General features: G+C 62.7%; 12 protein-coding genes. 4 read left to right on the forward strand and 8 right to left on the reverse strand.

Annotated elements, in window-relative coordinates; all coding sequences use genetic code 11:
- Positions 1-207 precede the first annotated feature (207 nt).
- The gene (locus DIC66_RS15145) at positions 208-648 is read left to right on the forward strand and encodes a hypothetical protein (protein WP_117178688.1); all 441 of its coding nucleotides are present in this window, start codon (positions 208-210) and stop codon (positions 646-648) included.
- A 15-nt stretch (positions 649-663) separates the two neighbouring features.
- On the opposite strand, the gene DIC66_RS15150 is transcribed toward DIC66_RS15145, so the two are convergent.
- The 6 genes from DIC66_RS15150 to DIC66_RS15175 form a co-directional block, all read right to left on the reverse strand.
- Positions 664-1389 carry an LrgB family protein gene (locus DIC66_RS15150; protein WP_117178690.1) on the reverse strand — a complete coding sequence of 242 codons (726 nt, stop codon included), beginning with the start codon at positions 1387-1389 and terminating at the stop codon, positions 664-666.
- Complete coding sequence (locus DIC66_RS15155; protein ID WP_117178692.1) at positions 1382-1783, reverse strand: CidA/LrgA family protein; 402 nt, start codon at positions 1781-1783, stop codon at positions 1382-1384. Before DIC66_RS15155 ends, DIC66_RS15150 begins: the two co-directional genes overlap by 8 nt.
- Positions 1784-1787: 4 nt before the next feature.
- Complete coding sequence (locus DIC66_RS15160; RefSeq protein WP_117178694.1) at positions 1788-3290, reverse strand: FAD-linked oxidase C-terminal domain-containing protein; 1503 nt, start codon at positions 3288-3290, stop codon at positions 1788-1790.
- Between the two features lie 346 nt (positions 3291-3636).
- Entirely contained in the window at positions 3637-4077 is a 441-nt protein-coding gene (locus tag DIC66_RS22950) for a hypothetical protein (RefSeq protein WP_158558919.1), read from the reverse strand.
- A complete protein-coding gene (locus DIC66_RS15170; protein WP_117178696.1) occupies positions 4068-5396 on the reverse strand; it encodes a DUF6402 family protein in 1329 nt (442 codons plus the stop codon). Before DIC66_RS15170 ends, DIC66_RS22950 begins: the two co-directional genes overlap by 10 nt.
- Positions 5397-5800: 404 nt before the next feature.
- Positions 5801-6688, reverse strand: coding sequence for a LysR substrate-binding domain-containing protein (locus DIC66_RS15175; RefSeq protein WP_117178698.1), 888 nt, complete (start codon positions 6686-6688; stop codon positions 5801-5803).
- A 59-nt stretch (positions 6689-6747) separates the two neighbouring features.
- Between DIC66_RS15175 and asd the strand changes: the two genes are divergently transcribed.
- Complete coding sequence (asd, locus tag DIC66_RS15180) at positions 6748-7596, forward strand: archaetidylserine decarboxylase (RefSeq protein ID WP_117178700.1); 849 nt, start codon at positions 6748-6750, stop codon at positions 7594-7596.
- Between the two features lie 81 nt (positions 7597-7677).
- On the opposite strand, the gene DIC66_RS15185 is transcribed toward asd, so the two are convergent.
- Together DIC66_RS15185 and DIC66_RS15190 are read right to left on the reverse strand one after the other, a co-directional pair.
- Entirely contained in the window at positions 7678-7989 is a 312-nt protein-coding gene (locus DIC66_RS15185) for a BTH_I0359 family protein (protein WP_117178702.1), read from the reverse strand.
- 85 nt (positions 7990-8074) lie between these two features.
- On the reverse strand, positions 8075-9250 hold the full coding sequence (locus tag DIC66_RS15190; RefSeq protein WP_117178704.1) for a DUF3108 domain-containing protein: 1176 nt from the start codon (positions 9248-9250) through the stop codon (positions 8075-8077).
- A 150-nt stretch (positions 9251-9400) separates the two neighbouring features.
- On the opposite strand from DIC66_RS15190, the gene DIC66_RS15195 reads away from it, so the two are divergent.
- Both DIC66_RS15195 and ilvD read left to right on the forward strand, forming a co-directional pair.
- Entirely contained in the window at positions 9401-10402 is a 1002-nt protein-coding gene (locus tag DIC66_RS15195; protein ID WP_117178706.1) for a fumarylacetoacetate hydrolase family protein, read from the forward strand.
- 140 nt (positions 10403-10542) lie between these two features.
- Complete coding sequence (gene ilvD / locus DIC66_RS15200) at positions 10543-12402, forward strand: dihydroxy-acid dehydratase (protein WP_117178708.1); 1860 nt, start codon at positions 10543-10545, stop codon at positions 12400-12402.
- Positions 12403-12414 lie beyond the last annotated feature (12 nt).

Genomic DNA, 12414 nt, shown 5'->3' on the forward strand with positions numbered 1-12414 from the left:
CAGGGCGGGGCTTTGTTTGCGAATCGTCAAGACAGGGTTTTGCGTAGCTGCACATGATGTGCGTTTTACGGAAAACAGATGGAGGCCACCATGGCGCGCACCCGACCGACTCCAACAAAAAATGCACCAAGCAGCACGTCCACTGCAGGGCGCGGAAATGGCCGCGCCCGTGGGAACGGGCAGGCACACGCGCACGGTGTTGGCCCCATGTCCGGCGATGGATTTCTGGATAACCAGGACTGGTTCAACGGATCGCTTTCTGCGCCTAAAAAGGCCGTGGACTTCTTTCTGGAAATGCAGCGCCAATGGCTGAAGACAGCCTCCATGGGCAGCGAGACCCTGGCCTTGGAACTGGAAGACTTGCAGAAGGCCAAAGACCCGGTGCAATTTGTGGCCGCACAGTGTTCACTGGCCAACCACCAGATGGAGGTTCTGGCGCAACAGCTTGCAGCGGTCATGCAGCAAATCTACGATGCCCAGCTGCTGTGGATTGGCCAGTGGGATGAGAAGCGCGAAGAGCAGCCGCCCAGCGCCGCCCCTTCGGAACAGGGCCAGTCCGCCTTGGGCATGTTGGGCAAAGTGCAGGACGAATGGCTGACCCTGACCCGCAACTGGATGGACAGCATCAACACCCCCAGCGCCAGGTAGGCGTACGCACCCGGCCTATAGCAGCCGCGCCACCAGCGGTATCAGCACCGAGGCAAACACCACCTGCAAGCCCAGCGCCAGCGCGGCCCAGGCGCCCGCATCGGCATTGACCTGCAGGGCGCGGGCCGCACCGATGCCGTGGGCCGCAGTGCCCAGCGCGAAGCCGCGTGCCATCCAGCCGGTGGCGTCTTTGCCAATGCCCAAAGCATCAAACAGGTACTTGCCTGAGAGCGCGCCCACCATGCCGGTGACCACGGCAAACACGGCGGCCAGCGCCGGTATGCCGCCAATTTTTTCCGCCACACCCATGGCCACTGGCGCGGTGACCGATTTGGGGGTGAGTGACAGCAGCACGTCATGCGGCAGGTCCAGCGCCCAGGCGAGCACGGTGGCGCTCAGGGCCGCTGCCGTTCCACCGGCTAATGCGGCCAGCGCAAAGCGCCCGAAGCGTGCCCTGAGCACGGTGCGGCGCAGCCACAGCGGCCAGGCCAGCGCCACCACGGCAGGGCCCAGCAAAAAGTGGATGAACTGCGCTCCCGAAAAATACGTGGGGTAGGCCGTGCCGGTGAGCGTCAGCCCCAAGGCCAGCAGCACCACCGACCACAGCACCGGGTTGGCCCAGGCGGCCTGCCCCATGCGCCCATAAAAAGCCTGGGCCAGCACGTAGACCACCAGCGTGGCCGTGAGGCCAAACAGCGGCGTGGACGATAGATAAACCCAGAGCTGGACGAAGTCAGCCATGGGCGTCCTCTGCGGCGGCGGTAGAGGGCAGGGCGGCTGTGCCATCGCCATCGGCGTGGCCCTTCATCAGCGCGCGCAGCACCAGCGCGCTCACTGCCAGGCTGATCCAGGTGGACAGCACGATGACGATGGCAATGCGCACGCCGTATTGGCTGAGGATGGCCACGTGCGTCATCACGCCCACACCCACCGGCACAAACAACAGGGACAGGTGTTGCAGCAGGAAGTCCGCCACCGGGCGCACGCTCTCGCTCACCAACGGAAACTGCAGGGCCGCCAGCAAGAGCAGCATGCCCACCACCGGCCCGGGCAGGGGCAGGTGCAGGCTGCGCGATATGACTTCGCCCAGGCTTTGCATCAGCAAGAGCCAGGTGATGCCGCGCAGCGCTTGCATCCGCCTAGAACCGTTCCAGCTCGGGGTGCTTGATCTGCCCGCCGCGCACCAGCATCTTGCCGTATTCGGCGCAGCGCTGCAGCGTGGGAATCACCTTGCCGGGGTTGAGCAGGCCACGGGTGTCAAAGGCGGCCTTCAAGGCAAACATCTGCGCGTTTTCCTCGGCCGAAAACTGCACGCACATGCTGTTGAGCTTTTCCACGCCCACGCCGTGCTCGCCGGTCACCGTGCCGCCCATGGCCACGCTGGTCTCCAGGATGTCGGCGCCAAACAGCTCGCAGCGGTGCAGCTGGTCGGGGTCATTGGCATCAAACAAAATCAGCGGGTGCAGGTTTCCGTCACCGGCGTGGAACACATTGCAGCAGCGCAACTGGTATTTCTTTTCCATCTCGGCAATGGCCAGCAGAATGTCGGCCAGGCGCTTGCGCGGAATGGTGCTGTCCATGCACATGTAGTCGGGGCTGATGCGGCCGCTTGCCGGGAAAGCGTTCTTGCGTCCGCTCCAGAAACGCATGCGCTCGGCCTCACTGTTGCTCACTGCAATGGCCGTAGCACCGGCAGCAGTCAGCACTGCGCTCATGCGGCCGATTTCTTCTTCCACCTCTTCGGGCGTGCCGTCGCTCTCGCACAGCAAAATGGCTGCGGCATCCAGGTCGTAACCGGCATGCACATAGTCTTCCACGGCAGCCGTCATGGGCTTGTCCATCATCTCCAGCCCGGCGGGAATGATGCCTGCGGCAATCACCTGCGCCACGGCATCACCGGCTTTGCGCACATCGTCAAAGCTGGCCATGATGCAGCGCGCAAGCAAAGGCTTGGGGATGAGCTTGACGGTGACCTCGGTGGTGACGGCCAGCATGCCTTCGCTGCCAATCACCACGCTCAGAAAATCGTAGCCACTCTGGTCCAGCGCGTCGCTGCCAAAGGTGATGGGCTCGCCCTCCATGGTGAAGCCGCGCACCTTCTGGATGTTGTGCAGCGTCAGGCCATATTTGAGGCAGTGCACACCGCCCGAGTTCTCGGCCACGTTGCCGCCTATGGTGCAGGCAATCTGGCTGCTGGGGTCGGGCGCGTAGTACAGGCCGTAGGGAGACGCCGCCTCGCTGATGGCCAGGTTGCGCACACCGCACTGCACCACCGCCGTGCGGCTGCGCTTGTCGATCTTGAGAATCTTGTTGAACTTGGCCAGGGACAGCGTCACCCCCAGCGGGTTGGGCATGGCCCCGCCTGAGAGCCCCGTGCCTGCACCGCGCGCCACCACCGGCACGTTCAGCGCATAACAGGCTTTCAGCACCGCAGCCACCTGCGCCTCCGTCTCCGGCAGCGCCACCAGCAGCGGCCGCGCCCGGTAGGCTGTGAGCCCATCGCACTCATAGGGCGTGGTGTCCTCGCTCTGGTACAGCAGGGCGTGGGCGGGCAGCAGGGGTTTGAGGGCCTGCAAGACCTTGGCCTGCAGCTCGGCCTTGTGCAGCAGTTCGGTGGTGGCCGGTGTGGTGGGGGCGTTCATGGGGTGCTCCTGTGCTTATCAACCACTGTAGGGCATAGCGGGGGGCAGAGGGGCCAGGGGAGGCGTGAATTTACTTGCAGAGGGTGTTGAATTGGGGGGTCGTCTGCTACCGCTTCGATCAATTGGGCCGTTGGAATTGCACGCTGGATGGCTGCCATTGCGCCCTCCATGGCAGTCTTCATGGACTCTGCCTCTCGAATGAAGCGTAGCCCCAAGCGAGTTGGAAGGCCCGTGCCCACCAATGCGTCGAGGCATCCCGCATCACCAAGCCGTTCAACGATGCCATCCATTTCGCGGTCCGACTCAGACAGTCCGTACAGGAGAAAAAAATGAAATTCCATAGAGGTCATGTCCATAGCAGCCTGGAGACATTGGCGGTTATCCAGTCCCACCGGGTAGGCGGCATTTTCAGGGCATATTCAGGCGGTATATGGTCACGGTCACTAGGCTCTGCATCTGAATAAGTGATTTGCGATGGTTGAAAGTCAAGCGTGTTCAATGAAGTGTCCGCACCGGGAACCTTCAATTGGGTAAAGGAGCGCTGCGCCAAAAGTTCACCTTGCCTGGAATAGACGCGTAGCCGCAGCAAGGCATGGAAGTCATCGCCGCCCATAGAGCAGACCTCAATGTCATAGGGTTGGCCAGCAAAGGCGTGTTCTTCCGGTGGGCAATGCCGGGGCGATGTTTGCCACCGTAAAGCCGACAAGCTCACCAAAGCCAGCACTACCAAAGCCGTCCAAAAGGTTCTGGCGCTGACGGCCAAGTGGTTTCGGTTCTTCATTGGCATATCTCTCCCATATCCAAAAATATTGGGGCGTCCAGCTTGACTAGTTTGCGGTCGGAATAAATCAGGAAGTCCCCGCCGCGCCCCTTCTTGGTTCGCCAGTCCTGAAAATCCCGATTTCGCACTGGGTAGTACACATCCCGACCCAGCAGCTTGCCCACCACATCCACTGGAAATGGCGGGTAGGTCTGATTGCCGAGTTCGATGGAAGCATCCCACCTGCCGCTTGTCGCGTCTAGTAGTTGCTTGGTAGCCATGCTGGCTGCTGCCGCATTGGGCATGATGACAACACCCGACTTGTTCCAATGGCCCAAGTATTGCGATGCACTTCCAGCATCGTGAAACGAATAGCTATCCCTCGCGTAGGCATAGATGTGGGTGATCTCAACCTTGGCCTTGCGGCAATACTGAGTGCCATTTGGCATGTACCGGTTGTAAATATCTTGTTTGACGGTCGCGCGCGCCACGGCCGCATAGAAGGCAAAATTGCCAAGTGATGCAGAAACGTCGGACATCGCATAGACACTCGCACCGCTTGCCCCAATGTTGACAGCCGTGTCATAGGTACTTACGGGACTAAGCTGAAACTCGAAATATGAGTGCAGGTCTTGCAGATCGCCATTGTGAAAATTCAATGTATCGAGAGTCCCACTGAAGGTCGGGTTGTTCAGCAAGAAGCGAACAAATCGCGCACGCACTTCGCGAATAGCAGAATTGTTGTGAACTCTGCTGAGCAAGTCGTCATACTTCTCCTTGATGCGCTCGTTTTTGAATAGCCAGGCGAGCTTTACCGTATCGGCATCAATCATGTCGGCGTCATAGCGTCCCTCCACTATGTCGCCTGTCTTCTGACTCCTGGCAAACGCCGTGTAAGCCCGGCCATTGAACCAACGCCTCGCAAATTTTTCACCGACCTCAAAGCCTTCAGCACGCATGCCGATGGGCAATTCATACAGGTCAAAGGGTTCTACTTTCTTGGTGCTTGCGACTTTTTCTGCGGATTCTTTCTTCTCGCTTTGTGCAGGCGGTGCTGCAGGTTGCGCAATGGCCCAGGCCAGCAGCGAAACCACAGGGTCTACAGGTTTGGGCTTTTGAACTGCGGGCTCTACTGTCTTCGCTACTGGTGTGACGGGCTTTGCGGCAGGTTGGTTGTCAGCCTTTTCGGGCTGCGGCAAGTCTGGCGGCGACTGGTCAAAACGCAGGCATATGCCATCCAAAACCACGGGCGTACAACCTTGTTCGCCCTCGAAATATTTCCACGCTTTGACGATTGCAAAACTGCTTTTAAACGTGTTTCTTAAATAGGGAATCTTCTCGGCCATGGAAAATGCCTGTGCAAGGGTGGAATCGGGTTGGCGGACCAGCAGAGCGATAGAGCTCGCAAGCGATGTCCTGGCGATTTCTTATGTGAAGCCGAGTGGTGTGGCTTGGCGCCACCTCAGCGTTCTGTCCCTTGCTGAAACTGAATTCTAAAGCGGACCTATGCCGAGCCCCTTGCTTTTGAGAACTGCCGCTCATCCGTACCCTCGGTTGCCGTTGAGGACGACGTAGCTCGATCGGGACAGATTGAAGTCGGGAGGCAGAAATATGGCAGAAGCCTTCTGCCATATCTTTGAAAGTGCCGATTTTCCAGACGGCTTCTGGGAAATCGCCGGATGCCGCTCACTCAAAACTCACGTGTGGGAATGCGGGTTTTTTGCCGGCTTGGCTACCGGTTTGACCGCCCTCACCCCAACGACTTCTTCAACCAATCCGTAAACGCCGCCACTTCCCAGCGGTCCATGGCGCCGGTGCGCCAGCACAGGTAGTGGGCGTGGGGGCTGGGCACATTGCGCAGAAACACTTCGCTGGTGCCCAGGCGCACCAGGGAGCCCACCTCCAGCCAGGGCGCGCCCAGTTTGAGGCGGATCAGGGCCACACCCATGCCGGCGGCGGCGGCGTCGCACATCAGCCCGATGTCATTGAACTGCGAGCCGTCCACCGGCTCCGGCCAGTCCAGGTGGTTGGCCGAGAACCAGGTGCGCCAGGGCTCCAGCGGGCTGCGCAGGAGCGAGATGCGCTCCAGGTCCTGCGCGGTCTCGAAGGGTCCGTGCTCACGCACAAAGGCGGGCGAAGCCAGGGGCGTCACCTCGTCCTTGGTCAGGCACAGGTACTCCAGGTCGGCGTAGCGGCCGGGGCCAAAGCGCACGGTCAGGTCGGCGTCTTCGGCCACCACGTCCAGCAGCGGAATGGAGACCTGCAGGGTCAGGTCGATCTCGGGGTAGGCCTCGGTGAACTGGCGCAGGCGCGGGATCAGCAGGCTGCGGGCAAAGGTGGGGGTGACGGCCACGCGCAGCTTGCGCTTGCCCGGCAGGGCCGAGGAACTGGGGAACTTCTGCAGGATGGCCAGGCCCTCGCGCACATGGGCCAGGTATTCGCTGCCCTCCACGGTGAGCGAAAAGTCGGAGCGGCCAAACAGCTTGGTGCCAATGATTTCCTCGAGCTGGCGCACCCGGTGGCTGACGGCGCTGGGGGTGACGTGCAGTTCTTCAGAGGCCTGGGTCACGCTGCGCAGGCGTGCCAGGGCTTCAAACGTCAACAGACACTGGATGGGGGGGATGCGGGCGGTGCTCATGCGCTCACTATAATTCGCGGCCCTTCCCCCGCGCTTACCAATATTCAAAAGGTTCTGCCATGTCTGACTCTTTAGCGGTCCTTCCGCAGTACCTGCTGCCCAAAAAAGCGCTGACCGTGTTCGCCGGTTGGGTGGCCGGGGCCCAGGGTGGTGCGCTGACCACGGCGCTGATCCGCTGGTTTGTGAAGCGCTACAACGTCAACATGGCCGAGGCCGCACAGCCCGACATCGCCACTTACGCCAGCTTCAATGACTTCTTCACCCGCGCCCTCAAAGTAGGCGCCCGGCCGCAGGCCGCTGCCGACTACCTGTGCCCGGTAGATGGTGCCATCAGCCAGTTTGGCCCCATTGCTGGCGACCAGATCTTCCAGGCCAAGGGCCACAGCTACAGCACCACGGCGCTGGTGGGTGGTGACGCCAGTCTGGCCGCGCAGTTCCAGGACGGCAGCTTTGCCACCCTGTACCTGAGCCCGCGCGACTACCACCGCATCCACATGCCGTGCGACGGGCGCTTGCGCCGCATGATTTATGTGCCGGGCGATCTGTTCTCGGTGAACCCGACCACGGCGCGCGGTGTGCCCGGCCTGTTCGCCCGCAACGAGCGTGTGGTGTGCGTGTTTGAGGGTGACAACGGCACCTTTGTGCTGACCCTGGTGGGTGCCACGATTGTGGGCAGCATGGCCACCGTCTGGCACGGCCAGGTGAACCCGCCGCGCAGCCCGCAGATTTGCGAGTGGCAGTACCAGGGCGATCAGGTGGTACTCAAGAAGGGCGAGGAGATGGGCCGCTTTTTGCTGGGCTCCACCGTCGTCATGCTGTTTGCCAAAAACCAGTTGGCTTTCAACCCGGCGTGGGAGCCGGCACGCGCCATTGTGATGGGCGAGGCCATGGGGCAAAGGTTGGAATAGGTTTTGCCGCCGGGCCACCCCAAGGCAAAACGCGGCCCCCTTGGGGGGAAGGAAGTCACACGTAGTGGGCGACCGTGGGGGCTAATGAATGCTGAGCGGGTTTTGCGCCAGCTCGGCGTAACGCTCCAGCGTGTCTTCCACTTCTTCCTGGGTGGGCGTGTTGGCCTGCCAGGCCTGGATGTGCTGCTGGAACAGTTCGGCCCATGAGCCGTCCAGATAAACCTCTTTGTTGGCCCGTTTGTCCACGATCTCGAAGCCGTGGCGCAGCAGCATGGGCAGCACCTGCGCTCCGTGTTCGGACTTGCTGGCGCCACTCGGATGCTGGGCATCGGTGTCCAGATTGGCCAGCATATGGGTGACAGAGAAGGTCTCGGAGTCGTAAAGGGTATGCATGGCGGCGGGCTTTCCTGGGTTGCTTGGCAATTGGGAGCGAGCTGTCTGGTTTCAAGAGTAACAGGAAAAATCTGGCCGACGGTGGCTATTCGGAATTTTGTGTCTTTCGCCACAACAGGTCGGCAAAAGCGCCATTGGCCTCGGTGATGCGCAGGCGCACCGGCAGGTACTGCATGTCGGGTGCCAGCCAGACATCGATGCCCTGGTCAAACTCTGCGGTGGGTGCCTTGCTGAACTTGAGCGCCTGCTTGGGGCCGCCGGGCAGGTCCAGCAGTTCGAGCGCGCCCACCTGAAAATCCCACAGCTCGGCGCGGTGCGCGTCGGCCGCCTGAAAGCGGATGGTCTTGCCTGCGCTGTAGCGCTCGGGCGCACCGGCCACCAGTGCGCTGAGCTGCAGCAGGGCGCTGAGTTTGTCCTGCGCGCCGACCTGCAAGGGCACATCGGGGTTGTTGGCGCTGAAGGAAATGATGCCCTTGTCGCGCTGGAAATGCGTGGCCAGTTCGGCCCCGCGTGGCTTGTCGCCAAAGCGCACGGGTGCCAGGCCGGTAGCGCCGAGTTCGCCCTTGCTGGTCCAGGTGCGCACCCGAAAACCCCAGGCCGATATCTCCAGACGCGCGCTGTACTGGGCGCCATCGTGCAGCCACAGCAGTTCGCTGCTGGCGGCGTATTTGATGAAGCCCCGCTCTTCGCCTTTGCCGTCATAGAGCAGGCGTATGGGGTCTGGCAGACGCACAGAGTTGGCACGCAGCACATCGGCCGCAGCGCTCGCCGTGGCAGGCGCTGGCGCAGCAGCGGCAGCCGCCGAGGCCGGTTTTACTGGAGCGGGTGGTGTGGCGGGCTCTGCTACTGCGGGCTTGGCCGCTTCTGCAGCGGTGACTGCCACGTCTTGCTGAGTGGCTGCCGGGCTGGTGGCCGCTGTGGAATCTGCAGCTGCCGTTGCAGGTGCTGTGGTCGCGGGGCTGGGCGTTGCCTCAGCAGCCTGGGCCGTGCTGGCTGGCACAGGCTTTGCAGCACGCGGAGGAGGCTGCGGCTTGCGTTCCTGTGGTGCAGGGGCTGGTGTGGGAGCAATGGTGCGCGTCACAAAACTCGCCACCGCAGGGGCCTGGGGCGGCTCTTGGGCGGCGCCCGCAAACAGCAGCCAGGTGGGCGATGCGCCTGCCAGCAGCAAGCCATGCACCAGCAGCACCAGCACGGTGAGCACCAGCAGCCGCAGCAGGGTGGAGGAGTTGTTCGGCGGTGACTGCGGTGGTGAAGTGGGCATGCAAAGGCAAAGCTGGAAGATCGGATGCTGGGAGATGCAGAGGGCAGGGCGTGTGGGGGAGGTGCCGGTTCAGGGTTTAACGCAAGGCCCCCAGTTTAGGGCGACAAGCGCCCGGGCGCCCCGGCGGGCAAAAGCGGCGAAAATGCCCCCATGAAACTTGCAACCTACAAAGACGGTTCGCGCGACGGCCAGCTGGTCGTGGTGTCACGCGACCTGACCCAGGCCCATTACGCCTCGCATATTGCCAACCGCCTGCAACAGGTGCTGGACGACTGGAACTTTCTCTCGCCCCAGTTGCAGGATGTGTTTGATGCGCTCAACGCCGGGCGCGCCCGCCATGCCTTTGCCTTCGATCCGGCCCAGTGCATGGCGCCGCTGCCGCGCGCCTACCAGTGTGTGCGTGCCGCAGCCTGGCCCAGCCACACCGATTTGTTGCTCAAAGCCGCAGGCCTGGGCGAGCCAGAAGACCGCTCTGCCGGGCCGGACATGCTGCAGTTGGCAGGCGACAGCCTGCTGGGCGCGCACGATGCGGTGCGTTGTGCCACCGAAGCCCTGGGGTTGGACTTTGGCGCAGGCCTGGCGGTGGTTACCGGTGACATTCCGCAGGACTGCGCCGCTGACCGCGCGCTGGACGGCGTGCGCCTGCTCATGCTGAGCAACAGCTTCACCCTGCGCAGCCTGCTGGCGCCAGGGGCCGAGCGCAGCGCCGCCGCAACGCAAAGCCAGTGCGCCATGGCCTTCAGCCCGGTGGCCATCACACCCGATGAACTGGGCGATGCCTGGAGCCGCGGCCGGGTCAGCCTGCCGCTGCAGTGCAGCTGGAATGGCCGCAAGGTCGGCCTGTGCGACAGCGGTGCCGACATGGCTTACCCCTTTGGCCCACTCATCGCCCTGCTGGCCAAGACCCGGCCGGTGCGTGCGGGCAGCATTCTGGCGGCCGCACCGCTCAGCAATGCCGGTGCTGAAAAGCGTGGCCAGTGGAGCTGGCCCAAGGGCTACAACAGCATTGCCGAAAAACGCGCCATGGAAGTGCTGCAGGACGGCCAGGCCAGCACCGAGTACATGCGCTACGGCGACACCGTGTGCATCGACATGAAGAACGCCGCCGGCCACAGCCTGTTTGGCGCCATGGAACAGGAAATGACGCAATAACCCTGTTGGCCACCATGGGGTCTGTACAGCCCCGGATGGGGCGGCATGGCTACAATCGACTCACTTTTTTCTCCGGCTTTTCCCCGACTTTCCCAGCTTCGAACGACTTGGTCGGGTGAAGCGTTTACCTGGTTTCACCCATGCCCCAATACCGCTCCAAAACCTCCACCGCTGGCCGCAACATGGCCGGTGCCCGCTCGCTGTGGCGCGCCACCGGCATGAAGGATGGCGACTTTGACAAGCCCATCATCGCGGTGGTCAACTCCTTCACCCAGTTTGTGCCCGGCCACGTGCACCTGAAGGACCTGGGCCAATTGGTGGCGCGCGAGATTGAAGCGGCAGGCGGTGTGGCCAAGGAATTCAACACCATTGCCGTGGACGACGGCATCGCCATGGGCCATGACGGCATGCTGTATTCGCTGCCCAGCCGCGACATCATTGCCGACAGTGTGGAGTACATGGTCAACGCCCATTGCGCCGACGCCATGGTCTGCATCTCCAACTGCGACAAGATCACCCCCGGCATGCTGATGGCCGCCATGCGCCTCAACATCCCCGTGGTGTTTGTGTCGGGCGGCCCTATGGAGGCGGGCAAGGTCAAGCTGGCCAACCCGACCACGCACAAGATGGAGTTCAAGAAGCTCGACCTGATCGACGCCATGGTGATGGCCGCCGACGACAAGGTGAGCGACGCCGATGTGGCCGAGGTGGAACGCTCCGCCTGCCCGACCTGCGGCTCCTGCTCGGGCATGTTCACCGCCAACTCCATGAACTGCCTGACCGAAGCCCTGGGCCTGGCCCTGCCGGGCAATGGCACGGTGGTGGCCACGCATGCCGACCGCGAGCAGCTGTTCAAGCGCGCCGGGCACCTGGCCGTGGAGCTGTGCAAGCGCTTCTATGAGCAGGATGACAGCAGCATCCTGCCGCGTTCCATGGGCTTCAAGGCCTTTGAGAATGCCATCACCCTGGACATTGCCATGGGTGGCTCTACCAACACCATCCTGCACATCCTGGCGATTGCCCAGGAGGCCGAGATCGACTTCACTCTGGCCGACATCGACCGCCTCTCGCGCGTGGTGCCCCAGCTGTGCAAGGTGGCGCCCAACACCAACAAGTACCACATCGAAGACGTGCACCGCGCAGGTGGCATCTACGGCATCCTGGGCGAGCTGGACCGCGCGGGCAAGCTGCACACCGATGTGCCCACCGTGCACGCCAAGACCCTGAAAGACGCGCTGGACCAGTGGGACGTGGCCCGCAACCCGTCCGAGGCCGTCAAGACGTTCTACATGGCCGGCCCCGGAGGCATCCCCACCCAGGTGGCCTTCAGCCAGAATGCGCGCTGGCCCAGCCTGGACACCGACCGTGCCGAGGGCTGCATCCGCTCCGGCGACCACGCCTTCTCTGCGGAAGGTGGCCTGGCCGTGCTGCGCGGCAACATCGCGCTGGACGGCTGCGTGGTCAAGACCGCTGGTGTGGACGACACCCTGATGGTGTTTGAAGGCCCGGCCCACGTGGTGGAGAGCCAGGACGAGGCGGTGGAACACATTCTGGCCGACAAGGTGGTGGCCGGTGATGTGGTCATCGTGCGCTATGAGGGCCCCAAGGGCGGCCCCGGCATGCAGGAAATGCTCTACCCCACCAGTTACATCAAGTCCAAGGGTCTGGGCAAAGCCTGTGCCCTGCTGACTGACGGCCGTTTTTCCGGCGGCACCTCGGGCCTCTCGATTGGCCACTGCTCGCCCGAAGCGGCAGCCGGTGGTGCCATCGGCCTGGTGCGCAATGGTGACCGTATCCGCATCGACATCACCAAGCGCTCCATTGACGTGCTGCTCAGTGATGAAGAACTGGCCAAGCGCCGCGCCGAGCAGGATGCCAAAGGCTGGAAGCCCGCACTGCCGCGTCCGCGCAAGGTGTCTGCAGCCCTCAGGGCCTATGCCAAGCTGGTGATGTCGGCCGACAAGGGCGCGGTGCGCGACCTGTCGCTGCTGGAAGACTGAGGCACAGCGGCC

The sequence above is a fragment of the Rhodoferax lacus genome, from assembly GCF_003415675.1.
GTDB lineage: Bacteria > Pseudomonadota > Gammaproteobacteria > Burkholderiales > Burkholderiaceae_C > Allorhodoferax > Allorhodoferax lacus.